Source organism: Streptomyces sp. R-07, assembly GCF_049913175.1.
Taxonomy (GTDB): Bacteria; Actinomycetota; Actinomycetes; order Streptomycetales; family Streptomycetaceae; genus Streptomyces.
Genome location: NZ_CP183978.1, coordinates 2,323,612 through 2,349,415 on the forward strand (window position 1 = coordinate 2,323,612; position 25,804 = coordinate 2,349,415).

A 25,804-nucleotide genomic window follows, 5' to 3' on the forward strand; every position below is an offset into this window, starting at 1 on the left:
CCGGGTTGCCCGGGTTGCCCGGGTTCAGGCGTGGTGGTCGCGGGCGGTTCGGGCGTCGTGGTCGCAAGGCGGTTCAGGCGTGGTGGTCGCGGGGCGGTTCGGGCGTGTGGGGCCCCTCCCCGTCCGAGCCGCACAGTTCGGCGGTCAGCTCCTCCACCAGTTGTACGAGGTCGGTGGGCCGGTCGGGCCCCCACCAGTCGCCGAGGAGTTCGGCGAGCGACTCCTCCCGGGCCTTGGCGAGCACCGTCGCCGCCCGTACGCCCTCCTCGGTGAGGATCAGCTGGACGCCCTCCCGGGTGGCGAGGCGCCGCTCCTCCACCTGCCGGGACGCCTCCGCGATCACCCGCAGCGGTACGGGGGTGGTCTCGGCGAGCCGGGCGGGTTCGACGGTCCCGTGGCGGCGGATGCGCAGCAGCAGCCAGCTCGCGGCGGGCAGCAGGTCGAGCCCGGCGCGGGCGGTGATCTTCACGTAGACCGCCTTGCGGCCCTCCCTGGAGCCGAGGACGGACAGGGCGCGGGCGCACTCGTCGTACGAGGAGCGCTCGACGGGGTTGGAGGCGAGGGTCTGGCTGGTGTCGGGCGCGGTGACCGAGGCGCGCAGCTTGTCCTCCTTGAGGAACCAGGCGACGACGAAGGCGACGAGGACGACGGGCGCCGCGTACAGGAAGACGTCCGTGATGGACGTGGCGTACGCGTGCAGGACGGACGGTTGCAGCTCGGGCGGGAGCTGGGCGATGGCGCGCGGGTCGGCGGCGACCTGGTCGGGGCCGGTGCCGGGCGGCAGCTCCGTTCCCGCGCTCGCGAACACCTCGTCGAGTTTGCCGGTGAGCCGGTTGGTGAAGATCGTGCCGAAGACGGCGACGCCGAAGGAGGCGCCGATGGAGCGGAAGAAGGTGGCTCCGGAGGTGGCGACGCCGAGGTCCTCGTACGAGACGGCGTTCTGCACGACCAGGACGAGGACCTGCATGACGAGGCCGAGTCCGGCGCCGAAGACGAAGAAGCAGACGCTCATCTCCCAGGTCGAGCTGGTCTCCGTCAGCTTGTGGAGGAGGAGCAGGCCGAGTCCGGTGAGGGCGGTCCCGGCGATGGGGAAGACCTTCCAGCGGCCGGTGCGCGAGACGATCTGGCCGGAGGCGGTCGAGGTGATCAGCATGCCGAGGACCATCGGCAGCATGTGGACGCCGGACATGGTCGGGGTGACGCCCTGGACGACCTGGAGGAAGGTCGGCAGATAGGTCATGGCGCCGAACATCGCGAAGCCGACGACGAAGCTGATGACCGAGACGAGGCTGAAGGTCCGGATCCGGAACAGCTTGAGTGGCAGCACCGGTTCGACGGCCCGCCGTTCGACGTACACGAACCAGACGAGGAGTACGGCTCCGAGGACGGCGAGGCCGATGATCTGCGCCGAGCCCCACGCCCAGGTGGTGCCGCCGAGGGAGGCCACCAGGACCAGGCAGGTGGCGACCGAGGCGATGAGGAAGGTGCCGAGGTAGTCGATGGTGTGCCGGGTCGGACGCACCGGGATGTGCAGCACGGCGGCGATCACGAAGAGGGCGACGACGCCGATCGGCAGGTTGATGTAGAACACCCAGCGCCAGGAGAGGTGCTCGGTGAAGAGGCCGCCGAGCAGCGGGCCGAGGACACTGGTGGCGCCGAAGACGGCGCCGAAGAGCCCCTGGTACTTGCCGCGCTCCCGGGGCGAGACGAGGTCGCCGACGATCGCCATCGACAGGACCATGAGGCCGCCGCCGCCGAGGCCCTGGATCGCGCGGAAGGCGATGAGCTGCGGCATGTTCTGGGCGATGCCGCAGAGGGCGGAGCCGATGAGGAAGAGGACGATGGCGCCCTGGAAGAGCTTCTTGCGCCCGTACTGGTCGCCGAGCTTGCCCCAGAGGGGGGTCCCGGCCGTGGACGCCAGCATGTAGGCGGTGACCACCCAGGAGAGGTGCTCCATGCCGCCGAGCTCGCTGACGATCGTCGGCAGGGCGGTGGAGACGATGGTCTGGTCGAGGGCGGCGAGCAGCATCCCGAGCAGCAGGGCGCCGATCGCGACGAGGACGGTGCGGTGGCTCTGCCCCTCCCCGGGCACGGGGGCGTCGCCGAGCTGGGACGGGTGGGTGTCCTGGGCCATGGGGTCTCCGTCTCGGGCTTCCGTCTCCGGGGTTCGTCTCCGGGGTTCGTCTCCGGATTCGTCTCCGTGTCCGTGGGCGGCTCCTCCATCCTGATCGGAATGTCCCGTTATGGCCTGCGGAAGGGCACAGCCGTTCGCCCGCCGTACAGGGGCGGGCTGCATAATCGCTCGCAGTTGTATCGGGGAGGGGACCCATCATGACCGGACACGTCTGTCCTGAATGCGGTGTACACAGACCGGGCTGCGCCTGCGCCCGGGCGGCGGGGATGGCGGCGGAAATGGCAGCGGCCGAGGACTTCGACCCGCTGCGGATCAGGCCGTACGTGACCCTGGACACGCCCGAGGGGCCGGCGGGGCCGTACGAGGCAGGGGCAGGCGCGGGCGGGTCGTTCGGGGCGGGGGCAGGCACTGACGGGCCCTCCGGGGCGGAGATCGGCGCTGACCGGTCACACGGAGCAGGGATCGGCACGGACGGGTCGCACGGGGCCGGGATCGGCACGGACGGGTCGCACGGGGCCGGGATCGGCGCGGGCGGGTCGTACGGGGCCGGGATCGGCGCGGGCGGGCATCCGACCGCGCATCTGCCGGCGTACTCGACGGAGGACCCGCCGACCGCCCAGCTGGCGGCGATCCGCCCGGAGAGCGACCTCACCGCACCGATACCGGCGGCGTACGCGGCAGGGGGACAGCCTGGCGGACCGGGCCCGGAGCCGTACTCCGATCACATGCACCCCGGCGCCGCGGGCGACCCCTCCGAGACGATGCCGCTGCTGCTGCGCGGCATCGGCGACGTACCGCCCGCGCGCGGCCATGAGCAGGCGCGGGCGCGGGGCCGCAAGCGCGGGGTGATGGTCGCGGCGGTGGCCGCCGTCGCCGTGGCGGGCACCGCGGCCCTGGCGGCGGCCGTCCTCGGCGGCGCGGACGAGACCGACGACCGGGCGGCCGTGCCCGAGGTGACCACGAGCGCGTCCCTGAACGTCGCCGTGTCGGAGGCGCCGTCCCCCTCCTCCGAGACCCCGGAGCCGACCACGTCCTCCCCGACCCCGCAGCGGACGACCGATTCGCCGTCCCCCGCCCCCACCCGCACGACCGCGAGCCCGAGCGCGGCGGCCCCTCCGGCCGCCCCCTCCTCCGCGACCCCGACGACCGCGGCGCCGACGACGGCCACGCCGTCCACGCAGCCGCCCCGGGAGACCGAGGAGGCTGCGGTCACGCTGAACATCGGCTCGTCGGGCGACGAGGTCGTCGAGCTGCAGGCGCGGCTGACCCTCGCGGGGGCGTACCACGGCGACGTGGACGGGCAGTACGACCAGGAGGTCTGGCGCGCGGTGAAGAGCTACCAGTCCTGGATGTACATCGAGGGCGACCCGAAGGGCGTGTACGGCCCCCACACGCGCGAGGCACTGGAGCGGAGCACCTGGCTGTAGGCCCTGCACGGCGGGCGGCGGCGGGCCGCGGGATTCCGGGACGTGGACCGGGTTGGCCAAGACGGCCCCCGGTTTTGTATCGTAGAAGAACAAAGTGGCCCCGCCCGCACTCCCTGACCGGTGGGCGGGACCGCTTCGTTCTCCGCGCCACCCCTTCTGGAGACCCGATGCCTGCCACCACCCCGGCAACGCTCACCGCCCGCGCCCTCCTTCTCGACATGGACGGCACCCTCGTCAACTCGGACGCCGTCGTCGAACGCTGCTGGCGCCGCTGGGCGGACCGGCAGGGCCTCGACGCGGCCGAGGTGCTCAAGGTGGTCCACGGCCGCCAGGGGTTCGCGACGATGGCCGTCCTGCTCCCGGACCGCCCGATGGCGGAGAACCACGCCGACAACCGGGTGATGCTGGCCGAGGAGACCGCCGACCTCGACGGGGTCGTACCCGTCCCCGGCGCCCCCGCCTTCATGGCCGCGATCGCCGGCCTCCCGCACGCCCTCGTGACCTCGGCCGACGAGGCCCTCGCCCAGGCACGGATGGGCGCGGCGGCGCTCCGCATGCCGGAGATCCGGGTCACCGCCGAGAGCGTCGGGGCGAGCAAGCCGGACCCCGAGGGCTTCCTCAAGGGCGCGGCGGCGCTCGGCTTCGACCCGGCGGACTGCGTGGTCTTCGAGGACTCCGAGGCCGGCATCCAGGCGGGCCGCGCGGCCGGCATGCGCGTCGTGGGCGTGGGCCCGCGCGCGGCGGCGTTCGCCCCTGACGTGCACGTCGCCGACCTCACGCGGCTGCGGGTGGAGCCCGCGGCGGACGGCTCGATCACGCTGACCGTCCTGACGTAACCCTCCCTCCCCCCTTCCCCCCTCGCGCGCGGCCGGAGCTCACCGGCCGCGCGCGAGGCGTTTCGGGCTGCGCGCGAGGCGCTCCCCTTTCCGACCGCGCACGAGCCGCTTCCGGGACGCCCTCGGGTCACCGTCTTGGAGCGATGAACACCCGAACCCCTCACCGCCGGGCGGAATCTGGCGCTCCATCAGGACCGCCACACCCCTTGATGTGACGTGCTCATGTCGCCACTCTGTTACCTGGCGCACCCCCCAAGGAAACCTGGCGCCGCCACGATGACCGGGCCCACCGCCCGGCAGCCCGCGGGGACGGCGTCCAGCCAAGGTCCCCCCACATCAAGGGAGTTCACATGCCCGTCGGCATGATCTACGCGCGTCGACTCGCCGTACTCGCCACCTCCGCCGCCCTCACCGTCACCGGCCTCCTCGCCACCGCCCCGGCCGCGCAGGCCGCCATGCCCACCCCGGTCAGCGCCGCGACCGCCCGTACCTACCTGGCCGCGCTCACGGTCAAGGCGGAGGGTTCCACCACCGGTTACAGCCGGGACCTCTTCCCGCACTGGATCACCCAGTCCGGCACCTGCAACACGCGCGAGACCGTCCTGAAGCGCGACGGCGTGAACGTCGTCACCGACTCCAACTGTGCCGCGATCAGCGGCAGCTGGTACTCCGAGTACGACGGCGCCACCTGGACCGCCGCCTCCGACCTCGACATCGACCACATGGTCCCGCTCGCCGAGGCCTGGCGCTCGGGCGCGAACTCCTGGACCACCGCCCAGCGCCAGTCCTTCGCGAACGACCTCACGCGCCCGCAGCTCATAGCCGTCACCGACAACGTCAACCAGGCCAAGGGCGACCAGGACCCGGCGACGTGGCTGCCCTCGCGGACGGCCTACCGCTGCACGTACGTCCGGGCGTGGGTGCAGGTGAAGTACTACTGGAACCTCAGCATCGACTCCGCCGAGAAGAGCGCCCTCCAGTCCGTCCTCAACGGCTGCTGACCACACGTCTTCTGAGCTCGCGTCAGCGACGGCCATCGGGGAGTGGACTCACCCCGCACTCCCCGATGGCCGAATGTTGAACTTGCAAGTATCGGTTAGGGGTGCCTAACCTTACGGCCTCATCGGTTTCCGTCCCCCGCGCCCCGCTCCCCCCACGGACAGGGCCAGGCCGAAGGAGTCCCATCCCCATGACCGACCTGAACGACCCGAACACCGCCAAGGCCGGCACCGCCGCCGCGCCCGGCACCGCCTCCGCCCCGACGGGCCTCACCGACCGCCTGAACCAGGCCCAGCCCTACGCGCTCGGCCTCTTCCGCATCGTCGTCGGCCTGCTCTTCGCCTGCCACGGCGCCGCCTCGCTCTTCGGCCTCCTCGGCGGCAGCGCGATACCGGCGGGCACCTGGCCGGGCTGGTACGCCGCCGTCATCCAGCTCGGCGCCGGCATCCTGGTCCTGGCCGGGCTCGGCACCCGGAGCGCCGCGTTCCTCGCCTCGGGCTCGATGGCGTACGCGTACTTCAAGGTCCACCAGCCGGAGTCGCTCTTCCCGCTCCAGAACGGCGGCGAGAACGCGGCCATGTTCTGCTGGGCCTTCGCACTGCTCGTGTTCACCGGCCCGGGCGCACTGGCCCTCGACCGGCTCTTCGGCGCCGGGGAGGCCACGGACGCGAAGGCACGCGAGGAGCACGGCACGCCGGTCGCGGCCTGACCGCACGAGCACGGGCACAAGCACGACCACCGGCTACGGGCTACGGGCTACGGGCTACGGGCTACGGGCTACGGGCTACGGGCTACGGGCTACGGGCTACGGGCTACGGGCTACGGGCTACGGGCTACGGGCTACGGGCTACGGGCTACGGGCGAACGGCAACCGGCAACCGGCAGCTACGGGCTACCGGTAGCCCGTAGCTACGGCCTACCGGCTAGCTCCCGACAACCGACCCCTCCAACAACCGGCAACCGGCAACCGGAGGTGCCTGCTACCGGAGGGGGCCGGAGACCGCAGCACGGTTTCCGGCCCTTCTCGTGTACCGCGCCCGGTGACGACCCCGGACGCGCGGCAGCCGCCTCCCGGCACCCACCGGCGGCGGGCCCCCCGCCCCCGCGTAGGCTCTGGCCCTGTGAATCTGCTCGACAGCCTGGGCTCGCTGCGGTCGCTCACCGCCGGCCCGTGGATCTACCCGGTGGTGGCGACGTCGATCCTGCTCGACGTCTTCCTGCCCGTGCTGCCGAGCGGCTTCCTGGTGATCACCGCCGCCACGGCGGCGGCCACGGCCACGGGGGCCTCGACCGGCGTGCCGTCGCTCCTCCCCCTGCTCCTCTGCGCCGCCACCGCCTCGGTGCTCGGCGACTTCCTCGCGTACCGACTGGCCCTGCGGGGAGGGGCCAGGCTGGACCGGGCGATCGCCCGCTCACGTCGCCTCTCACTGGCGCAGGAACGTCTCGGCACCGCGCTCGCCCGGGGCGGCGGGCTGCTCGTGGTGCTGGCGCGCTTCGCCCCGGCCGGCCGCTCCGTGGTCTCACTGGGCGCGGGCGCGGCGAAGCGGCGGGCCGAGGAGTTCCTGCCGTGGTCGGCGCTCGCGGGCGTGACCTGGGCCTCGTACAGCGTGGGGCTCGGCTGGCTGGGCGGTCAGTGGCTGGGCGCGACCTGGTTCAGCGCGGGGGTGTCGACCCTCGCGCTCTTCCTCGCGGGCGGGCTCGCCGCGTACCTCATACGGCGTCCGGCTGCGGCTCCCGCACCCGCGTCCTGACGGGAGCGGGGTGCGCGCCGCGCACCTCAAGGCCGTCGAGGAGTCTCGCGGTCGCGTCGGCGATCTCGTCCACGGCGCGCTCGAAGACCTCGCGGTTGTGGGCGGCGGGGACGCGGAAGCCGGAGACCTTGCGGACGTACTGCAGGGCGGCGGCGCGGATGTCGTCCTCGGTCGCCTCATCGGGCAGCGCGGGCGGGCGGAGGGTCTTGATGCTGCGGCACATGCCTCCAGTGTGGCGCGGCCCACTGACAACCGCCGAAGGGCGAGCATCTCACCCGCCGAGGTGAGGGCACGCCTGTTCCCCCCGAGGGGAGGGAACGCCTGCTCACCCCCCGAGGGGAGGGAACGCCTGCCCCCCCGAGGAGAGGGAACGCCTGCTCACCCCCCGAGGGGAGGGAACGCCTGCCCCCCCGAGGAGAGGGAACGCCTGCTCACCCACCGAGGCCGCGTCGGCTCCGTGCGTTGATCTCGGCGGTGCGGGCGCGCAGCTCGTGCAGGGGTGTGGCGGGCTGGACGTCGACGGGTTCGGCCTCCCACTCGGTGCCACCGTGGACGGCGCGGATCAGGAAGCGCCCGGAGACGCTCTCCACATAGAAACCGACCCGCCCGGTGGCGGTGTCGCGGACGAGGTCACCGACCTCGGGCAGTGGCTGCACGCATCCCCTCCGTCCCGATTCCTGAAGCCTGGGGACACTCAGGGAAGCGCGGTGACCCCGCCCTGTCAACGTATCTCTAGAGATGTCCCCCGATGGATGGATCGACCGGGCGGGACGGCGCACGGGTGTGCCCTCGGGCCGCGGAGTGCGCCGTAGGGTGTCCCGCAAGTGAAGGGAGTGGTCCACCCGTGACTGACCAGGACAGCGCTCGTCGGCCCAAGTACCAGCGCATCGCCGACGAGTTGAGAACCGCGATCCAGTCGGGCGCCTTCGCGCCGGGCGACCGGCTCCCCGGCGAGAACGACCTCATGACGACGTACGACGTGGCCCGCATGACGGCCCGCCAGGCCCTCTCCGTGCTGCGTACGGAGGGGCTCGCCGAGGCGCGCAAGGGCGCCGGGGTCTTCGTCCGGGTCTTCCGTCCGCTGCGCCGCCGGGGCATCCCGCGCCTGGCCGGCGAGCAGTGGGGCAGCGGGCGCTCGGTCTGGTCGGCGGACGTCGAGGACCGGGAGCTGGTCGTGGACCAGATCGAGGTGGGCGAGACGGAGGCCGGCGACCGGGTCGCGGGGGCGCTGAACCTGGCACCGGGGGCGCCCGTCTGTGTCCGGAGCCGCCGTTTCGTACTGGACGCCAAGCCGGTGCTTCTGTCGGTCTCGTACCTCTCGGCGGAGCTGGTACGGGGCACGCCGATCACCGAGCCGGACACGGGCCCGGGCGGCACCTACGCCCGGCTCACGGAGCTGGGGCACCGGCCGGTGCGCTTCCGGGAGGAGATCCGCTGCCGGATGCCGACGGCGGACGAGTCGGACCGGCTCTCCCTGGAGTTCGGGACGCCGGTGGTCCTCATCGGACGCACGGCGTTCACGGGGCCGGGGATGGCGGTGGAGCTCAACGAGATGACGCTGGACTCGTCGTCGTACGTCCTGGAGTACGACTTCGACGCGTGAGAACCCCGGCGGCGCCCCCGACCACACCCCCGGCCTCACCTCTGGCCACACCCCCGGCCCCGGCCACACCCCCGGCCTCACCTGCGGCCACACCCCCGGCCCCAGCCACACCCCCGGCCTCACCTGCGGCCACATCCCCGGCCCCAGCCACGTCCCCGCCCCCGGACCCGCCCCCCCCACCTCGGCCTCGAACCGCAGCCCGGGATCGGCGTGGACGACGACTCCGGGGAACTCCGCGGCGGCCTGGGCGACGGCGTCCGCCGGGGAGGACCCCGCCCCGACATGGGTCACGACGAGACGGCCGACGCGGGCATCGGCGGCGCTCCGTCCGGCCTGCGCCGCCGAATGGTGCCCGGGCACGCAGCCATCGGCCTCGCAGAGGAACAGATCGCAGTCGAGGGCGAGTTCGACGAGCGAGGGGCAGGGCTCGCAGTCCCCGGAGTAGACGAGCGAGCACCCCTCCTCGTCCTCCACGCGCAGGGCGAAGGCGGGCAGGCCGCCGTGGTCGACCGCGCGCGAGCGGAGGGTGAGCCCGCCGATGCGGGCGACATGCCGGTCGTACAACTCCTCGACGGCGAAGGCCCTTTCGACGGGGCTGCGGTCGGGTCCGTTGGTGAGGAAGGCGGCGAGCCGGTCGGCGATGCCTGGCGGGCCGAAGAGCGGGACGGGCAGCGGGAGATCGAGTCCCGCATAGAGCAACGCGTAGAAGGCGGTGAGCAGATCGGCGCTGTGGTCGGCGTGCAGATGGGAGATCCACACGGCGTCGACCTCGCCGAGGGACACGTACCGCTGGAGCTCGGCGAGGGTGCCGGTCCCGGCGTCCACCCACAGGCGGACGCCGCCGCCCTCGACGAGGTAGCCGGAGCAGGCGTTGCCCGGCCGGGGGAAGGGGGTGGCGGACCCGAGGACGGTGATCCGCAGCGAGTCGCCGGTCATGCGCCGAGTCTAGGACGGCCGACCGAGACTGGCCGGAACTTGTGCAGAGAAAGTGAAGAACATGCATATCCTGTGTGCTCGCCGGACCCCATCGGCGGGCGTCCGGCAGAGAACTGAGGGACATTCATGCTTCGCGTACGCACGCTCGCGGCCGTGACCGCGGCCGCCGCCTCCGGCATCCTGCTGCTGCCTTCGCCGGCGCAGGCAGCCGGCTCGGTCCACCTGTACAAGATCTACTACGACAGCCCGGGCACGGACAACCGGTCCAACACCAGCCTGAACGGCGAGTACGTCCAGATACGCAACACGACCGGCGCGGCGGTGAACCTGCGGGGCTGGACGCTGACGGACGCGGCCAACCACAAGTACACCTTCGGCAACTACACGCTCGGCAAGGGCAAGATCGTGACGGTCCGCACGGGCCGCGGCACGAACACGGCCGCGAACGTGTACCAGAACCGTGCGGCGTACGTCTGGAACAACGACAGGGACACGGCGACGCTGCGCAGGTCGAACGGCACGAGCGTGGACTGGTGCTCGTACAACTCGACGCGGGTCGACTACAAGTGGTGCTGACCCGACAGGAGGTCTGACGGCAGCGGGCCCGGAATCCCCGAGGCCCGCAGCTGCCCTACGCCCCCCTCAACCCCCCTCGGGCTCCTGCCGAGCAGCGGGAATCCCATGCTGCTGCACATCGGAGTTGACCTGCCCGCCGAGGGTCATGACGTTCAGGGTCGCGGAGTTCTCGTTGGCGATGGCCTTCTCGACGCGGGCGACGAGGACGGAGAACGCCTCGCGCCTGGCCAGGTTGTGGTACGGCCCGACCTTGGTCTCGAAGTAGACCCGCTCGTGCCCGAGCAGCTGCTCCGTCGACCGGTAGTTCTTCCACTGCTCGCGGTACCGGTAGACGCTCTCCAGCGACACGGCGGCGACGACCACGACGCTCAGCACCGTGGCGGTGACGCGCGCGAACGCCAGGTCCAGATTCACGAACACCGGCACGAGCGCCCCGCCGACGACGGACACGGTCCGCATCCGCAGATGCATCGCCTTCATCCGGGTCGCCTTGGCGTCGTACCACCCCTGGTACTGCGCGAGCCTGGTCTCGATGTACCGCTGCGGCGTCATCTCGCCGCCCTGCACCCCTGCTTCGGGCGCGTCCCCCACCTCAGCCATGTCCGGAGTACACCGGCCCCGGCAGGTTCCCGTCAACTCGCCGGAGACACCTGAGGCTCCTCAGCCGGCCGCCACCCGCTCGCGCACGGCATCGAGGGCCATCCGCCACGGGTACGCCGCCGGATCGCCGCGCCCCGGCTCGTGCGGTACGACGCCACCCTCCCCGTACAACACGGACACCCCGGCACCGCGGAGGGTCTCCACGGACCGCTCGAACTGCGGGTGCTGGGCATAGGCGGCGTTCACGCACGGCATGGCCACCATCGGGATGCCCTTCCCGATCCCCTCGGCGACGACACCGACGACGAACTTGTCGGCGATCCCGAGCGCCCACTGATTGACGGTGTTGAACGTGGCCGGCGCGACAAGGATCGCCGAGGCCTCCGGCCACACGGCCGGCTCACCGGGGAGCCGGTAGTCCCAGCGCACGGGATGCCCGGTGAGCACGGCAAGCCCATCGAGCGACCCGGCGAGCCAACGGGCCGCAGTGGGGGTGAGCCCGAGACAGACGTCCCATCCGTCGGCCTGCGCGTCCTCGATGACACGGGCGATGTCGAAGACGGGCTCGGCGGCGCTTGCGAACAAGTACAGGGTGCTCATCCCCTCATCCGACCACACCCACCCCACCATGATCGACGAGGAGCCGCGTACTGGTTGGATGGAGCGAACGGGTGGCCCCACCATCAGTCCTGCAGGTACGAAACCGCGAAGCCGCCCACCTCGAAGGCCGGACGGCCCTACTGAAAGACGAGCTCGTGACGGCACTGCGCAAGCCACTGACCGCAACGGCGACCCTCGCACTCTTAACCGCCCTGGCGACCGGCTGCACGACACCGTCAGGCACTCCGCCGGAATCGCCGACGAAGAGCCCGACGGGAACGCGGTCACTCCCGGGGGAGAACGAGGAGGACCAGGGCAAGCGCGCCAAGGCCGCTCTGGAGACGGTCTCGCCGGACGACCCGGAATTCGTGGAATCCGGCCTGGAGCGGGTCGGGGACGGCGTTCACAGTCGCTCCCCGCTCAAAAAGGGCAAGAGCTACAGGGTCTCCGTGGCGTGCGTAGGCACAGGGACGGTGAAGGTCGTCATCGCGAAAGAGCCGCCTGAGCCCCTGCCGTGCGACGGAGCACCCGCGGGCCGACGCATCATGAACGCCCCCGCTGACCTGCCGATCGACATCGCCGCGACCACCGGAGCCACAGGCATGATCGCCTGGCAGATCGTCACCCTCCCCTCCTGACCGCCCAACGGAACGCACCGTCCCCCGACAACGACGGCCAGGCCGCGTCCGCATACACCGCCCCGGTGATGACCGATCGCCCCCCTCGACCGCAAGGGAATGCCAAAAGCCCCCAGTCGAGATCGACTGGGGGCCTTCGCACTGCTGGGCACGGACGGTTCCGAACCGCCCACATCTGCGTTGTAAGTTCGATCGCGGGGTCCCAGGCGTGGGTACCGAGTACGTTCGCCGCCATCCACTGCCGTTGATGTCGGCCGTGGATAATGTCAGGTACCCGAGGCACGCTGCATTTCAGGCATCGTCCTGGGACCGCTCCAAGCCGTCGATTACGGCGTTATGGAATCGGAGCTCGGCCGCACGGCAAGGCGCGGCGAAGAACATCTCCTGCGCTTCGGAGAGCCCACAACCGACGACCTGCATAGTGACCATGACGGCGTCCATCCCGTCACAGCCGCGCTGCTTCAAGAACTCCTGCAAGATCGCAGCGTCACAGCTCTCGGCCCAGACAGGCCACGCTGCCTCAGCCACGCCGGCTATCCGGGACCTTCGTTCTGAGTCCATGACGGCACCTCGCAACGTCCATCAGGCACGCCTGGGCCTTCGGCTGGTACGGGCGCAAGCAACGGGAACTCCCGGTCATCCGTTGCTCGATCGCCCGTCTTTGCAGCACCGGGATTGCAGCTGGGCCGGACGATACCCGAGCTGAAACACACCGGCGGCTCTTGGGCCGCCGCCGCTACCGTGCCGGTCATGAAAAGTGGACGAAAGCACTGGTGGGACAGACTCGGGGCACCGAAGTCGTTCGTCCTGTACCGCACGCCTGACGTGTGGCGCTATGCCATGTACTTCTCTGGCGCCATCGTCGACGGCTACCTCGCCCAGCCCAGCGCCGGCAGCGAACCCGGCGAGGCCCAGACAGCCGCACATGGCAAGGCCCAGAACCTGGCCGGCCGACCGCTGACGATCTCCTGGGAGGCAAGCGACGAACCAGGCTGGTGGACGGGAACCATCACGACCGATCCCATGGACCTGCCACTTAACTCTGCTGCTGGTTGATGGAGGATCCCGCAGAGGGCTGCGGCTCTGCTGATCGGAATCCCGTAGACGATCTGATACGAGTTGGCGGGGCGCTCCCTGGTGATCCGGCGGCGTGAATGTCAGACCGCCCTGACATCCTGCGCCCGTGAGAATGACATGGGCCGACTTCTGGGCGCTGACAGCCACCCTGAACGGTGAGGCCACCTACGCGAACTGCCAGCGTCTCGCTGAGGAGCTCTACCGCCTGGACCAGGAGAAGTTCGGCAGCCTACCGGTCATCGACGTGACGGCACGGGATGACAACCCCTTCCCCCAGTCGTCCGACGTGTTCCTGTACGCACGATGCGCCGTCGTGGCCGCGGGACAGGCCGTGTGGGAGAGCGTCCTCCTCGACGTCGACAAGTTCTCCCCGTACACCTCCACCGAGTACGACGGCGAATGGCTGCTGAACGTGCCGGAACAGGCATACGAACTGGCCACCGGAGAGGAGTGGACCGCGCGACCCGGTACTGCTTCGAGAGCTTCTCCAACCGGGACGGCTGGTCGCACCTGCGGGACTGAGGCGAGCTACCGCTTGATGGGGACTTCGTAGACGATCTCGCACAGGGCGGCGGGCACGACGATGTCAGCCGCCTCAACAGGACGCCCTTCGTCGCTGTAGTACGTCCGCCGGATGTGGGTGACGAGCGCGGCCTTCTGCCGGAGCCGCGCCAGGCGTGACGAAGGACCTCGATCTGCGTCGCGCCCTTGCGGTGGCAGCGTCTCAAGCAGGGCGCTGCCCGCGAGCGCGCCGGGGAGAAGTGGACGGAGACCGGGTACGTCTTCACCACCCGCACCGGGCAGCCCATCGAGCCGCGCAACCTCTACCGCTCGTTCACCCGTGTCGCGAAGAACGCCGACCTCCGCGTCGTCCGGCTCCACGACGCCCGGCACGGTACGGCGACACTCCTCACCACCGCCGGCGTCCCGCCCCGGGTCGTGATGGAGATCCTCGGGCACAGTCAGATCGCCGTGACGATGAACGTCTACACCCACGTCGTCCAGGACACGCAGCGCGAGGCCGTGAGTCACATGGATCGGCTGCTCAGGAGTCGTCCCCGGTCTTAGGTCCTTCAAGTACAGATCGCCAGCTCGGCTGATCGGCTGCCCAGCGGAGGACGGCATCACGGACTGCGGCCTGGGAATCTGACCGCGTCCCCTCGCGCTCCGCGGCCGTGCCCGCTTGATGAACCACCTCGTAGGTGTCGTCCTCATCGAGCAGGACTTGGAGGTACCAGTCGCCCTCATCGTGGGCGGTCAGCCGCTGGAGAAGGAGGTACTCCCTGTGCCGCAGCCCGGCAAGCATCGCTTCGATGGTGGGGACATCCGGGTCCCACGCCGTCCGTCCGCCGGTGACCACTGCGTCAAGCCTGACCGGCTCGAGCCCATCCCGTTGCCGCCCCTCCCGAAGCCACTTCTTCTCCTGGGCAGTCAATGGAGGCGGCGGTACGGGAGGTCCGTCAGGGTTGTAGACGGCTATGGGGTCTTCCGGATCGGACCACGAGCCCACCGTCCACAGGCGGTACGTGTGGACACCGCCCTCGGCCAGCGGCACCGTGAAGATTTCCGGCGCGGGAGGACCGGGGATGCAGCGGCCCACGTCCTCTCCGTACGGGCCACCATGGAAGATCGCGTGCATCCAGCCCTTCGGCGGTCTCCCGGTCGTGTCGAAAACGTCCTCCACCGAGCCCCCTCGACGAAATCGCAACCCTGGCGTTCGTCATGATCGGCCGGACAAGGCCCAGACCCCAAGTGACCGTGGGCGTTGATGTCAGATCTGGATGTCAAAGGCCCCCAGCCATGATCGGCTGGGGGCCTTTTCCCTGGTGGGCGCGGACGGTTTCGAACCGCCGACATCTGCTTTGTAAGCCTGGCGCCCGCAGCTGACCCGTCATGGCAGCTCAGCCCCTCTGTGCGCGGCGACGGCTGTCACAAGCTGTGGACGCCGTAGCAAACCTCCAGTGACCGCGGTTGACCGCTCGATCTGGCACGCATCTGGCACGCGTGCTCAGAGCTCAACCCGCTCGCTCACGACATCGTCAGCAAGCTCCCCGTAGCGGAGCGCGACATGCGCCGTTCGGTCGGGGTGTCGTGGAGTTGGACGGGCTGGCGGGGTACGTGCGGAGCCAGGGTGGACTGCTGTCATCCAGCATCGTTGATACCAGTTGTGGATGTCGGCCGCCGGCGGCCAGCGAACGGACGGTGGTAGTCCGAGGCTTCCCCGATCGGGGGGTAGTCCCTGCCGAACACCACGTAGACGGGGAACTCGGGATACCCAGCTTCCATCCTGGCGCAGATGTCCACGTCGTGGTTCGCGAACCGATGCAGGTACTGAATGAAGAGCTCCAGCTCCTCATCAGACAGCGGCTCGTCGTGCCGTTCGTTGTGCATGTCGCCCCCCCAGCTAACGGCTGATCGGAATCTCGTAGACGATCTCGCACAGAGTGGCGGGGACGACGATGTCCGCCGTCTCAACGGGCCGCCCTTCGTCGCTGTAGTACGTCCGCCGGATGTGGGTGACGAGCGAGGCTTTCTGAATCCCGAGAAGAGACGCCTCCTCGGCAGTAGCCTGCCGCGGCTCCGGCTGCTCGACGGCATGGCTGACGGTGACGCCGATCTCAGCCATCCGGTTCACGACGCCGACCCCGGCGTGTGGCCCGCCCTCGGGAAGGACGACGAGAGTTCCGCCAGTGAGGTCGTACGGCTCCCAGCTCGTCGACAACTGCGCGGGCCGACCGTCGGCGAGGAACTCGTACACCGTGCGGACGCACAGGTCGCCCTCGACGATGCCGAGCCGAGCAGCGATCTCCGCCGGCGCCGGAACCTTGGCCTCGGTCCGGCTCTCCCAGTCCCCCTGCTTACCCAAGGCCCTCATGTCGGCCCGGAACGGCGAACCGCCACCCTGCTCGCGTGCCGACGAGCGAACCACGCGCACACGCTGACGAGGCTCCGCGACGTACGTTCCGGATCCCGCCCGCCCCTCCAGCACCCCTTGGGAGATCAGCAGCTCCTGCGCCCGACGGACGACGTTCTCGCCGACGCCGCACTCCTGGCCGATCTGGGCACGCGAGGGGAGCCGGTCTCCGGGCTCCCACTCGCGCTCCGCGATCCTCCGCCGGAGTTCGTCAGCGATGCGGAGATACGGCGGCTGCTGCTCAGGCATATGGAAAATCTAGTCCACTAGCCCTAATCTAGTTAACTAGCTTCACGCAAAGTGATCCCTTGGCGACGGAGGCTCTCCTGTGCCCGCTTCGGCAGCAAGCGCGGAGGACATCGCCGCCAGGTTGTCCGCCCTCGGACTTACCACGCGCGTGGAGGAGCACGCCCGTCACACGTGGATCGAAGCGGAGGTGCCGGAATCGCTCCCCGCCGAAACATGGCGGGAGGCCTTGGAAGTGGTGGCGGAGGCCGATCGATTCGGGCTCCAAGCCAGCAGCTTGAACGGCCGCACCTTATGGGCCGCCGTACACAGAACGGCCCCCGCGACGGGCGATGTCCGGGGACCTGGCCATCAGCGATAGGAGCTGATCAGCGTGTTGAACCGTATCTGCTGCGCAGTTGGGCGCACCAGAGTGCGCCCCTTAGGGCCGCCGCACCTTGTGCCGCCGGAGGTCTACTGATGCGCGCGAAAGCCGCCCCCTACCGATCGAGCTCGTGTCGGATCGGCACGCACCACGAGTGCGCGCAGTCCTCGCCGTCCCTGGCGCCGGTCGGCGTCCCCGTGATCTACGAGGCGTGTGACTGCCCCTGCCACCCGGCGGCCGGCCGGGAAGCGCCGAAGGAGGCAACCCCATGAGGAGCTGGACGCCGAGCGGCGCGCTGGCCTCCAGCGTCGAGATCACCTCGACCAACGTCCAGCGGGGCGACATCATCCAGATCGGCGGCCAACCGTGCCGCGTGGCCAACCTCATCCAACTTCCGGGCGGTGCAAAGCGCCTCCTCTTCGAGTCTGGCGAACTGCTGACCATGCACTCCCGAACCCGGCTCATCGCCCTGAGGATGCAGAGAGTTGGTGATCAGCTCCGTGGCCTCTCGCCGTCACGTCATCGCCGATGACCTCAGGGCCCAGATCTCGACCGGCCGCATTAAGGCCGGCGACCGTCTCCCCTCCGAAGCTCAACTCGCCGCCCGCTACGCGGTCAGCACGCCGACCCTACGGAGCGCCCTCGCACTCCTCCAGGCCGAAGGCTTTGTCGAAAAGATCCACGGCAAGGGCAACTTCGTTCGTCCCCCTCTTCGCAGGATCACGTACCCCGGCGGCGGCCCGACACTGCCGACTCCGGACCTGCAGATCAGCGTCCGCACCACCAAAATCCGGGCGCGCGGCCACCTGTCCGTCTTGCTGCGGGTGCCGGCTGGCAGTCCCCTCACCGAATTCCAGTGCTTGAGTCACGACGGAACCTCGCCACACAGCCTGTCCCGCGTCTACATCCCTCGCGATCTGGCGCCAGCTGTCATACCCGACGAGTCGACTTGGCCCACAACCGTGGCGACGCCACTGGCCGAGGTTGAGGAGAGGGTCTGCGCTCGCCTCCCCACTCCAGTGGAAGCGGCAACCCTCCGAATCAGCCCAACCCTCGCCGTTCTGGCGATCACCCGCGTAGCGACCGACACCGCCGGCCGCGTCGTCGAGGCCGCGCTCCTGGCCCTCCCCGGCGACCGCGCGGAAGCCGTCTTCACCACCCACCACACGCCCGAAGGCAGAAGGGCCGAAGGATGACGCCCCACAACGAGCTCCGACTCCTCCCATGGTCGGGCCCCGACGGCAAGCCCTGCTTCCTGAGCACCGACACCGCCGGCGGCCCCTTGTCCCGTCTGGCCGACCGCACCGAAGCCGCCCAACTCGACGTCGCCGCCGAGCTCCTGGAGCACGCCCAAGAGGTACTCGCCGACGAGTCGTCGACCCTGGAAGAACTCCGTCTCGTGGCATCAGACCTCACCGGCGCCCTGCGAGACGCACTCCGCGTAGCCGCAAGCCGCGGCCACCGCCTCTTGACGCTGGGCGCCTCCGACCACGGAGACAGTAACGAGGTCCCCCACCTGTCGGCAGGCGCCTTCGGCTAACAGCCGCGCGCCACAACGACACGAAGCCCCGGGCCAAAGCCCGGGGCTTCGTGCACACGGCTCTGGAGGGCATACTCGGTTCTACTCAGAAGGCCCTCTGACCTGCGCGAGTTCCGGTTCGAGGCCATGCTCGCTCGCGGATCACTCGCAGGAGTCAACTGTGTCTGAGCGACAGCCCGTCGAGTACTTGGTCCGGGGATTGCAGGGGAAGCGCAAGTCTGCTGTAGCTGCCTGCCTGCGCTGGCATCACGGTGAGTCGGCGAGTCGTGAGCGCTCTCGTGGCCGCTGGTCGGGGAAGGATCTTCTGCAAAGTATGCTCCGGTACCGAGGCCGCATGGAGATACTGACTGCATGGCGCGCAACTACAGCGATCTCTCTCCCCACGATTTCGAAATCTTGGTCAGGGACCTCCTTCAGGCACACCATGGGGTGTGCATGGAGACGTTTCCGCCAGGCCGAGATGGTGGAGTCGATATCCGCCTTCATCGAAACGGCGAGGAAACTCTCGTTGCCCAATGCAAGCATTCGCCGGGGAAGACTTTTGCGCAGATCAGGGGACAGCTCGAAGCCGAGGCCAAGAAGATCGGCGACCGATTCCCCTGTCGTTACATTTTGGCCACTTCGGCTTCGCTGACGCGCCAGAATAAGCAAGAAATTGCGACTATGTTTACCGGGGTGCGACTGGAAGTCGACGACATTTGGGGTGTGGATGACCTTGACAATTTCTTGAGGTTGCACCCTCACGTGGAGATCAATAATTTTAAGCTGTGGATTACTTCGAGTGCCGTCTTGGAGCATCTACTCCACTCTGATCTGCACCGGCGGAGCTCGGGACTTGTCGACCGGATCGTCAAGCGGCGCAGGCTTTATGTTCACAGCGACGCTTACCCGCAGTCGTTGAAGATGCTGGACGAGCACCATGTTTGCGTGATCTCCGGAGAGCCGGGAATCGGTAAAACGACTCTCGCCGAGACGCTTCTCGTTAAATTTCTATCGCACGGATGGGAAGTTCATTCTGCTTCCAGTGACGTGGCGGATATTGAGAAGGTGTGGAAGCCGGGAGTTAGGCAGGCGTTTCTGTATGACGACTTCCTGGGTCAGAATTCGCTACTCGACAGCCTGAATAAAAATGAAGACAGTAGACTGGTAGGCCTGATCGAACGCATTCGCGACGTGGATGACAAGATCCTGATCATGACCACGCGTGAGTACATTCTCCAGCAGGCCCAGCAGGTTCACGAACGCCTGCAGAGTTCGCGAGCGCTGACCAACGGGAAGATGGTTCTGAACCTCTCCCACTACACGGCTAAGCAAAAGGCGGAAATCTTCTACAATCATATTCACTTCGCAAAACTCTCTGATGTCGCGCGTGAGTCCATCTTGCGGGAGAGGAGGTATATGGACGTTATCCGGCACGCCAACTTCAATCCCCGAATCATCGAGCTTGTCACGAAAAACTTTGAAGATTCTGGAGTTGGCGAAGAATATTTCTTTGAGTACGTGCTGGATGCGCTTGACGATCCACGTGAGCTATGGGAGCGCATTTTTGAAAGCCAGCTCTCTGTGGCGGAGAGGAGCCTGCTGCTGGTCCTGGCCACCATCCGTACTAGAGTCGAACTCAGAGACCTGCACCGCGCGCTAAACTCGTACGAGGGTGTTACTGGAGGTCGATGCACGGACCTGCATAGATTTCGGCTGCTACTCAAGAAGCTGGAAGGCACATTTATTCAGATCTCTGCAAATGCGGCTCTCGATGATCAAACGAACGGGTTTCATCCTGGGAACCGCGCTGCGCTGATTCAGCTGGCCAACCCTTCCTTTGTTGATTATGTCTCGTCATACCTATCATCCCACCCTGATGAGATTGATCAGATGGCGCGGGGTTGTATCTTCTTTGAGCAAGCGGAGACGCTTGCTCTCTGGGAACTCGGTGAGGCTCCCCGAAATCAAATCCTTAGGTCTGTGTTAGACGCTTTCTTTGGTGCTGCGCCGCGAGGGCGGCAATTTCCTCGCCTCGCTCCTGGCCATCAGAGGGTTTTGATGGATGCATTGACTCGACTTGGGTCTGCGGAATCTTGTACCTGGGTGGACAGTGCTCAGCACTACGGAGTTTCAACTCGACGTGAGGTATCCGTCAGGGATCGACACCTTGTCATGCTTATCCTTGACCATAAATACGGTCGAAGCCTCCTTGGGGAGGAATCCTTGGTTGGCATCGTACAGATGCTGGCCGATCGCCTCGGTCAAATCGACTCAGGTCTTGTAGAGCGCGAATTCCCACTCATGCGACATTTGTCCAGGTATGAAAGTGTGCAGGATCCAGTAGTTGCAGTCCGTGATGCTGCAGCGGCTAGGTTGCTGGATATCCTCGAAAATCCTGGGCACTTCCAGTCGGCCCTTTATGTCTTTAGGGGGTTCGATATCAAGTCGTCACGCTGGTCTAGGCGAAGCGAGGCGAATCTTCGGCAGAAATTTGCATCATTTGCGTTGGAGTGGGACTTGATGGAGGCCGGAAGAGTCAATGACGTTGCGGAATGCGAAAACTCACTCTCCTTGCTTCAGGAGGCGCTAGCTGACTTCGAACTTAATGAAGCGATTGAGCCAGTCGTCCTCGCTGACCGACTGTTCATGCTTCAAGATGAAGTAGCTCAGGATCTAGATTTCGGCGACGAGGAGTTGGGTGAATCGGACCCCAGTGAGCGTGAAAGGGAAGAGCGCGACGGGGGGGATCCGCGATCTTTTGAGGAGCCCAGCGATCCGATCGATGATCTTTTCCGAACGCTGATCTAAGGTCTGTCCCGTAAATGATCTTCTGGCCGTGTCAAGCGTGGTTGGTCGCCGTGCGGCTCGCCTGCCTATCCAGCGGGAGCGAGGTTGTGCATCCGTGTGATGCCGAGCATGGCGTGGTGGACACCGTCACCCTTGAGGCGGCAGTCGCGGAGGATCTTCCAGGTCTTCATGCGGGCGAAGACGTGCTCAACTCGGGCGCGGACCTGCTTGTGGGACTTGTTGTACTCCCCTTCCCAGTCCGGGAGTTCGGCTTGGCTGTGCTGGCGGAGGCGTGGGATGACAAGTCCGGTGCCCGGGTAGCCGCCGTCGGCGCTCGTGACGGCGTTGCCCATGGCGGCCTTGGAGCCGGACTCCTCCCACGCCTTGCGGTCGTTGCGGTTTCTGGCGAGCGGCCGGCAGACCACGACGACGTGCCGGGTGTCGGCGTCGATGACGACCTGGTGGTTGGTGGAGTACCGATAGTTCTTCGACTGCTCGGCGCCGAGTGGTCGAGGGTGGGCACCAAGGTGCCGTCCACAATGAGCGCAGCGTCCTTTGCGAAACGTTGTCGAGGCTGGAGCGCGAGCAGCAGCCCCAGATGGTTGATGATGTGGTCCGCGGCCGACTTGGATGCACCGAACAACGGGGCGAGCTGGTCCATTGTCAAGTTCGTGCGTCAGTAGGATGAAACCAACAACAGCTGGTCTTCCAAGGGCAGACCCCATGGCCGGCCCGGCGGACCGTGTCGGCCTCCTTGCACCGCAGCACGGTGGCCAGCTTGAGGAGTTGGCGCGAGCTGAGCTCTGTGAACGGGCCTATCCAAGACGGCTCCGGCGCCGTGATCACACCAGGCACCGCGAGATCGTCTCACTCGTGAGCAGCGGTTGCGGGACAACCCTTAGGAGATACAGCGGAGCCTCCAAATCTTGCAGGCTCCGCACGCGCCCCGTATCACACTCAATCTATATCTGTACCCGGAACGCACTTTTCGGCACCGAAGGTCCGGCAGAGCAGAGATCCTGCCTCCACCTAAGTCCACTTAAGGGAGGCCGCCTTGCCGATCCACGTATGCCCAAGCACCCTCGACGCGATCGAGCAAGCGGTCGATTTGACGAATGGTGTTGCACTGATCAACAACCGCCGGATCAAGAGGCTTGAGTGTAAAGACCGGCTCCGTATGGAGCGCTTGCATCGGGTCTTCGAGCTGGTTCGTCGTCGTGGACTGGAGTGCTATCCGAAGCGCCCTAGCTGGCCCGACGAGTGGTGCTCTTACGTCATCTACCGCCCTGAAGTGTTGCGTGTCGATCTTGCAACAGTGGCAGCCGACGCCGAGCTGACCAGCGCCATGGAATCCGTCTTGAAGGGGCTCCGGAACCCTTACTGGCACCCGGATGCACCCGTATCGTCTGCGATGCACCGGGAACTTCAAAAGCTCGCGGCGGCTCAAGCGGCCCAGCTTGAGACAAGCCCCCGTCATCTCCGCGCAGCGTAGTTTCTCTAGGCAGAAAGTCATCTGCGGGCGGAGGTATGCCGAGAGCATCACCGAGCCGGCGGTTTGGGGTGGCGAGTGACAGGAAAAGTCACTCGCGATCAGCGACACACAACGACAGAGACCTGGACTCAGTGGGACTGAGTCCAGGTCTCTGTGTTTGGCACTCTTGCTGGTCAGCGGCTTGATCACGCTGTCCGAGCTGGAGTGCCCCCGGCAGGATTCGAACCTGCGCACACGGCTCCGGAGGCTCTGTGCGTCCTATCCATTACCGCTGGTCAGAGGTGCGTGAGCGCATCGGTATGCCTCCGCCGTCCACGAATAGGCCACGTGCCGCACAGGCGGGCTACTCCAACAAGATCTCTTCGGGGCGCCGGTTCGTGACCGCGGTCTCTCGCACGGTCAGTATGTGCTCGATGCAGGCTTCGAGGTCTCCGCCGTGGTCATCCCGGGCCATGCTTCTGAGCTCCCGAGCCAGGTCCATCCCGTTGATGAGGACGATCGGGTACTGGTCTTCCACCATCTCGGTCTGTGCGGGCACGGAATAGGCGCCGGTCGTGACGTAGACACCGATCCAGCCGCGCCGAAGCCTGGCGACGACGCGAGCGATCTGCTCGGCGGTCACGAGATTATCGAGCTTGACGCATTTCGCCTGTCCGAGGACGACGAGACTGGTGCCGGCCAATCCGCTGCCGATGTCGAGTCGCCCAACGAAGTCTGCGCCTCCGTCGCCGGATCGTCGGGTGAGCCACCCTTCGACGTAGCTGTTGCCAGCGCCGCGCAGTACACGCGATGCGACCGCGGAGGCGACGGCCTCGAAATCGTGCTTGCGTCCGTCGAAGTACTTGTAGATCAGCTCCAGATCCTTGCCCTCCGGGGTGCCCGGAGCAGGTCGCTGATTGGGCACCTTGGTCACCTTGGCACGAGCAACGCGTCGCCGGATCCTGGGCAGTGCCGAGTTGCCGTGCTTGACCCACTCGCGCCAAGACCGCGGTGCGAGTTCGAGCGTTGCCGCGTCGCTCACGGACTTGTTCCTACGAGCGTCGATCCACTCCCAGGAGACCTTGTCGTCCTCGTCCGTGAGATCGATGAGAGCGATGTCGTACACGTAGTTCGTGAACGTCGTGTGCTCGCTGCCACCCCACTGCACCAGCCGCTCTGCCCGCTCGATGACGCCCAACCCGCAGAATTCGACGTGCCCCTTGACCTTTCCGCTACGCGAAACCGCGCGGAACAGCAGCAACGGGACGGCGCCAGCTCGCTCCTCCGGAGTGTGCCCCTGATGCCCGGTGAAGGCGTAGAGCAGAGCCGCGTTGCCGTTGGTCTTACCGGGCTCGACTGTGGTGGTGGCCTTGTGGTCACCGAAGTAGCGGACGTGCCCGTTGTCCATGTCGAACACGTCGTGCCAAGGCGTTTGCTCGGTGCCGGCCTTCCAGGGGCTCGACCTGATGAGAATCACTGGCCGCCTGTCCCCTGCCGGAGCGCGTACCTTCGCCATGCCGTTGATCCCGGCCTCCAGCAGGGCTCGCGGGAGCTTGGGCGAGTGAGTCACATGGTGGAAGTTGGGATACCCACCCAGCACCGCTGGGTCAGGATCCTTGCCGGTGGCATAGCGATACACCTGACCAACACGCAACTGACCACCCATGTGTGTCCCCCTATCGCAGCGCCTGACCGACGATCTTCGGTGACAGTAGCTGGTGGCACTGACACGCGGGCTAGGCCGCTACTGCTGTGGCAGCGGTCCTCGGCGCTAGCTCTCGAACTTACATAGGAGTGTCAGCCGGTGGCGCTCGATGGCACCTGAGCTACCTCGGTTGGGCCACATTGGCGGGCAGGCACAGTGCACCACGTCCATGATGATTCCATCCCGCCTATGGAGGCACGGAGGAAGAGTGAACCTGTTGCGAGCTGTCTCAGATTCCACGCTGGAGCGAATCCGAAAGGTGGCAAATGGGTCTGACCGAGTGATGCTCTCGGATCTGGAGCACGCGGAGGTTCTGGACGGGATCCCAGATGTTTTCCGCAAGCACGTGGAGATTGGCGAGTCATTCCTTCCGATTCAGTCAACTCGCGAGTGGAAGGATCTGCTTGCGAAGCTCCCGAAGTTTCCCGCTGGAGATCTTGATGTCGCGCAACAGGTTTGGACCACAGGAATTCCGATTGGCGAATGCACCCTCCTTGTTCCTGACGACGGGGGAGAAGCATCAAACCTGCAACTCTTCACGAACCTGGCAGGCCTCTGGGGGCGACTAATTCTCAGGGGGGTGACTAAGGGGGACAGTCTTCGGGTCCGGAGTGCATCTATTGACTTCACTCAACACTGCCCGACAGTTCCCTGCGGCAAGGATGCTAAATGCAAGCAGTGGTGCCCAGAATGTAAGTGTCAGAGTGTTATTGTGCACGGCTTCGACTGCTCGATCTGCTGGTGTCCGGTCCATAATGATCAGTAGCCTTGCGTTGCTTTCTGATCTCGCCGCTGCCGTCACGCCATCGCCGCAGCCTGGCCCCCACACTACTGCGTCATCGAATGCGGCCCTTACTGTCGCCCAGTTTTGCACTACAGCTGTCATCGGGGTCGCCGGGTTTTTCCTTGCTCGCATCCAGGTGAAGAACACGCAGTTCAAGCCCGACGCTATTGCGATTGCGCAAAGAGGTGATATCGACGGCTCCATCATGAAGATTGCCGTCCGGGTATCAAATGATGGCGGGGCCCCCGGCATGATCAGGCGGATTGACGTGCGCCATGGTCCCGATTTCAGTCTTCGCAGAATTAGTGGCTACACTGGCTGGGGGCTCGATAGTCCACTTCCGTTTTATCTGCCTGGGCGAGCGTCTGCTGAAATCGTCATTGAGCCGCCGGAGGGTGGTGCCCCTTTCCGCGAGACTGACCGTATTGTCCTCGAGTATGGGCTCGCCAAAAAGGTCACGGTTGAGGTTCTTGCTTATTCCTATATTGGGAGTGTGACTATCTTGCCGCCGGGATCCGCACCAGTTTCCGCCCCCCCGCCTGCGGAAAAAGGAAATAGGGTTACGCGTGCACTGTGGACTCTTATGGGGCGATAGTCGTAAAGTTGAGGGAGCCGGTTACCTGATCGCCCGCTCCTGCCACTATTCTCCCTGGCTCCCATCCCGTCTGCCGTCGACCCACACGTATGTGGAGCGGGCACGGGCCCTGGCGTCCAGGTGGAGCGCGCCACTGTACGAACGACCTGGACGCCAGGGCCCGTGTCTGCTCGGCTTGTCCTGGATCGATGGCAGACGGGATGGGAGTTCCCCACCGCAACACCCCACGGCCGGCACCC

Annotated in this window: 25 protein-coding genes and 4 pseudogenes; 16 read left to right on the forward strand and 13 right to left on the reverse strand. The window is 67.1% G+C overall.

Annotation, left to right across the window (positions count from 1 at the left end; all coding sequences use genetic code 11):
- Positions 1 to 73 precede the first annotated feature (73 nt).
- Entirely contained in the window at positions 74 to 2,134 is a 2,061-nt protein-coding gene (locus ACN9M0_RS10450; RefSeq protein WP_366038133.1) for an MDR family MFS transporter, read from the reverse strand.
- 278 nt (positions 2,135 to 2,412) lie between these two features.
- Between ACN9M0_RS10450 and ACN9M0_RS10455 the strand changes: the two genes are divergently transcribed.
- The 5 genes from ACN9M0_RS10455 (at position 2,413) to ACN9M0_RS10475 (ending at position 7,147) form a co-directional block, all read left to right on the forward strand.
- Positions 2,413 to 3,561 carry a peptidoglycan-binding domain-containing protein gene (locus ACN9M0_RS10455; protein WP_426403485.1) on the forward strand — a complete coding sequence of 383 codons (1,149 nt, stop codon included), beginning with the start codon at positions 2,413 to 2,415 and terminating at the stop codon, positions 3,559 to 3,561.
- Positions 3,562 to 3,728: 167 nt separating this feature from the next.
- Entirely contained in the window at positions 3,729 to 4,397 is a 669-nt protein-coding gene (locus ACN9M0_RS10460) for an HAD-IA family hydrolase (RefSeq protein ID WP_366038135.1), read from the forward strand.
- Positions 4,398 to 4,747: 350 nt separating this feature from the next.
- On the forward strand, positions 4,748 to 5,398 hold the full coding sequence (locus ACN9M0_RS10465) for an HNH endonuclease family protein (RefSeq protein WP_366038136.1): 651 nt from the start codon (positions 4,748 to 4,750) through the stop codon (positions 5,396 to 5,398).
- A 188-nt stretch (positions 5,399 to 5,586) separates the two neighbouring features.
- The gene (locus tag ACN9M0_RS10470; protein WP_366038137.1) at positions 5,587 to 6,105 is read left to right on the forward strand and encodes a DoxX family protein; all 519 of its coding nucleotides are present in this window, start codon (positions 5,587 to 5,589) and stop codon (positions 6,103 to 6,105) included.
- 412 nt (positions 6,106 to 6,517) lie between these two features.
- A complete protein-coding gene (locus ACN9M0_RS10475; RefSeq protein WP_399698433.1) occupies positions 6,518 to 7,147 on the forward strand; it encodes a DedA family protein in 630 nt (209 codons plus the stop codon).
- Here the strand turns inward: ACN9M0_RS10475 and ACN9M0_RS10480 are convergent.
- Both ACN9M0_RS10480 and ACN9M0_RS10485 read right to left on the reverse strand, forming a co-directional pair.
- Positions 7,107 to 7,370: a DUF2277 domain-containing protein gene (locus tag ACN9M0_RS10480; protein WP_426403486.1), complete on the reverse strand. Its 264-nt coding sequence runs from the start codon at positions 7,368 to 7,370 to the stop codon at positions 7,107 to 7,109. The genes ACN9M0_RS10475 and ACN9M0_RS10480 overlap by 41 nt on opposite strands.
- A gap of 208 nt (positions 7,371 to 7,578) precedes the next feature.
- Positions 7,579 to 7,803, reverse strand: a complete 225-nt coding sequence (locus ACN9M0_RS10485) for a hypothetical protein (RefSeq protein WP_366038139.1) — start codon at positions 7,801 to 7,803, stop codon at positions 7,579 to 7,581.
- Between the two features lie 188 nt (positions 7,804 to 7,991).
- On the opposite strand from ACN9M0_RS10485, the gene ACN9M0_RS10490 reads away from it, so the two are divergent.
- Positions 7,992 to 8,750 carry a GntR family transcriptional regulator gene (locus ACN9M0_RS10490; protein WP_366038140.1) on the forward strand — a complete coding sequence of 253 codons (759 nt, stop codon included), beginning with the start codon at positions 7,992 to 7,994 and terminating at the stop codon, positions 8,748 to 8,750.
- Positions 8,751 to 9,092: 342 nt separating this feature from the next.
- Here ACN9M0_RS10490 and ACN9M0_RS10495 read toward each other — a convergent pair.
- A pseudogene (locus ACN9M0_RS10495) lies at positions 9,093 to 9,686 on the reverse strand (MBL fold metallo-hydrolase); the annotation flags it as partial.
- A 126-nt stretch (positions 9,687 to 9,812) separates the two neighbouring features.
- On the opposite strand from ACN9M0_RS10495, the gene ACN9M0_RS10500 reads away from it, so the two are divergent.
- Complete coding sequence (locus tag ACN9M0_RS10500) at positions 9,813 to 10,262, forward strand: lamin tail domain-containing protein (RefSeq protein ID WP_366038141.1); 450 nt, start codon at positions 9,813 to 9,815, stop codon at positions 10,260 to 10,262.
- Between the two features lie 66 nt (positions 10,263 to 10,328).
- Here the strand turns inward: ACN9M0_RS10500 and ACN9M0_RS10505 are convergent, their stop codons facing one another.
- The 3 genes from ACN9M0_RS10505 to ACN9M0_RS10515 all read right to left on the reverse strand — a co-directional run bounded on the left by ACN9M0_RS10505 (position 10,329) and on the right by ACN9M0_RS10515 (position 12,577).
- A complete protein-coding gene (locus tag ACN9M0_RS10505) occupies positions 10,329 to 10,862 on the reverse strand; it encodes a DUF4231 domain-containing protein (protein WP_366038142.1) in 534 nt (177 codons plus the stop codon).
- 60 nt (positions 10,863 to 10,922) lie between these two features.
- On the reverse strand, positions 10,923 to 11,462 hold the full coding sequence (locus tag ACN9M0_RS10510; protein ID WP_366038143.1) for a flavoprotein: 540 nt from the start codon (positions 11,460 to 11,462) through the stop codon (positions 10,923 to 10,925).
- A 929-nt stretch (positions 11,463 to 12,391) separates the two neighbouring features.
- Entirely contained in the window at positions 12,392 to 12,577 is a 186-nt protein-coding gene (locus ACN9M0_RS10515) for a hypothetical protein (RefSeq protein ID WP_366038145.1), read from the reverse strand.
- Positions 12,578 to 12,850: 273 nt separating this feature from the next.
- On the opposite strand from ACN9M0_RS10515, the gene ACN9M0_RS10520 reads away from it, so the two are divergent.
- A complete protein-coding gene (locus ACN9M0_RS10520) occupies positions 12,851 to 13,156 on the forward strand; it encodes a hypothetical protein (RefSeq protein ID WP_366038146.1) in 306 nt (101 codons plus the stop codon).
- A 133-nt stretch (positions 13,157 to 13,289) separates the two neighbouring features.
- Complete coding sequence (locus ACN9M0_RS10525; RefSeq protein ID WP_366038221.1) at positions 13,290 to 13,730, forward strand: DUF4240 domain-containing protein; 441 nt, start codon at positions 13,290 to 13,292, stop codon at positions 13,728 to 13,730.
- On the opposite strand, the pseudogene ACN9M0_RS10530 reads toward ACN9M0_RS10525, so the two are convergent.
- Positions 13,706 to 13,837: pseudogene (locus ACN9M0_RS10530) on the reverse strand (GntR family transcriptional regulator); the annotation flags it as partial. The gene ACN9M0_RS10525 and the pseudogene ACN9M0_RS10530 sit on opposite strands and share 25 nt — an antisense overlap.
- Positions 13,838 to 13,867: 30 nt before the next feature.
- Here ACN9M0_RS10530 and ACN9M0_RS10535 point away from each other — a divergent pair.
- Positions 13,868 to 14,245, forward strand: a pseudogene (locus ACN9M0_RS10535) (tyrosine-type recombinase/integrase); the annotation flags it as partial.
- On the opposite strand, the gene ACN9M0_RS10540 reads toward ACN9M0_RS10535, so the two are convergent.
- From ACN9M0_RS10540 to ACN9M0_RS10550, 3 genes are all read right to left on the reverse strand, one after another.
- Positions 14,223 to 14,861, reverse strand: coding sequence for a hypothetical protein (locus ACN9M0_RS10540; protein WP_426403487.1), 639 nt, complete (start codon positions 14,859 to 14,861; stop codon positions 14,223 to 14,225). The pseudogene ACN9M0_RS10535 and the gene ACN9M0_RS10540 sit on opposite strands and share 23 nt — an antisense overlap.
- A 458-nt stretch (positions 14,862 to 15,319) precedes the next feature.
- Positions 15,320 to 15,568 carry a hypothetical protein gene (locus ACN9M0_RS10545; protein WP_426403488.1) on the reverse strand — a complete coding sequence of 83 codons (249 nt, stop codon included), beginning with the start codon at positions 15,566 to 15,568 and terminating at the stop codon, positions 15,320 to 15,322.
- A 13-nt stretch (positions 15,569 to 15,581) separates the two neighbouring features.
- Positions 15,582 to 16,340 (reverse strand): GntR family transcriptional regulator, encoded by a 759-nt coding sequence (locus ACN9M0_RS10550; RefSeq protein ID WP_426403489.1) that lies wholly within the window; start codon positions 16,338 to 16,340, stop codon positions 15,582 to 15,584.
- Positions 16,341 to 16,419: 79 nt separating this feature from the next.
- Here ACN9M0_RS10550 and ACN9M0_RS10555 point away from each other — a divergent pair, with 79 nt between their 5' ends.
- The 5 genes from ACN9M0_RS10555 to ACN9M0_RS10575 all read left to right on the forward strand — a co-directional run bounded on the left by ACN9M0_RS10555 (position 16,420) and on the right by ACN9M0_RS10575 (position 21,031).
- A complete protein-coding gene (locus tag ACN9M0_RS10555) occupies positions 16,420 to 16,698 on the forward strand; it encodes a hypothetical protein (protein WP_426403490.1) in 279 nt (92 codons plus the stop codon).
- Between the two features lie 271 nt (positions 16,699 to 16,969).
- On the forward strand, positions 16,970 to 17,233 hold the full coding sequence (locus ACN9M0_RS10560; protein ID WP_426403491.1) for a hypothetical protein: 264 nt from the start codon (positions 16,970 to 16,972) through the stop codon (positions 17,231 to 17,233).
- A complete protein-coding gene (locus ACN9M0_RS10565; RefSeq protein WP_426403492.1) occupies positions 17,190 to 17,897 on the forward strand; it encodes a GntR family transcriptional regulator in 708 nt (235 codons plus the stop codon). The genes ACN9M0_RS10560 and ACN9M0_RS10565 overlap by 44 nt, the downstream gene beginning before the upstream one ends.
- Positions 17,894 to 18,241: a hypothetical protein gene (locus tag ACN9M0_RS10570; RefSeq protein ID WP_426403493.1), complete on the forward strand. Its 348-nt coding sequence runs from the start codon at positions 17,894 to 17,896 to the stop codon at positions 18,239 to 18,241. The genes ACN9M0_RS10565 and ACN9M0_RS10570 overlap by 4 nt, the downstream gene beginning before the upstream one ends.
- Positions 18,242 to 18,592: 351 nt before the next feature.
- Positions 18,593 to 21,031 carry a restriction endonuclease gene (locus tag ACN9M0_RS10575; protein ID WP_426403494.1) on the forward strand — a complete coding sequence of 813 codons (2,439 nt, stop codon included), beginning with the start codon at positions 18,593 to 18,595 and terminating at the stop codon, positions 21,029 to 21,031.
- A gap of 65 nt (positions 21,032 to 21,096) precedes the next feature.
- Here ACN9M0_RS10575 and ACN9M0_RS10580 read toward each other — a convergent pair.
- Positions 21,097 to 21,865, reverse strand: a pseudogene (locus ACN9M0_RS10580) (transposase).
- Positions 21,866 to 22,064: 199 nt separating this feature from the next.
- Here ACN9M0_RS10580 and ACN9M0_RS10585 point away from each other — a divergent pair.
- Complete coding sequence (locus ACN9M0_RS10585) at positions 22,065 to 22,502, forward strand: hypothetical protein (protein WP_426403495.1); 438 nt, start codon at positions 22,065 to 22,067, stop codon at positions 22,500 to 22,502.
- 343 nt (positions 22,503 to 22,845) lie between these two features.
- Here ACN9M0_RS10585 and ACN9M0_RS10590 read toward each other — a convergent pair whose 3' ends face one another.
- Entirely contained in the window at positions 22,846 to 24,147 is a 1,302-nt protein-coding gene (locus tag ACN9M0_RS10590; RefSeq protein ID WP_426403496.1) for a restriction endonuclease, read from the reverse strand.
- Positions 24,148 to 25,804: the final 1,657 nt, after the last annotated feature.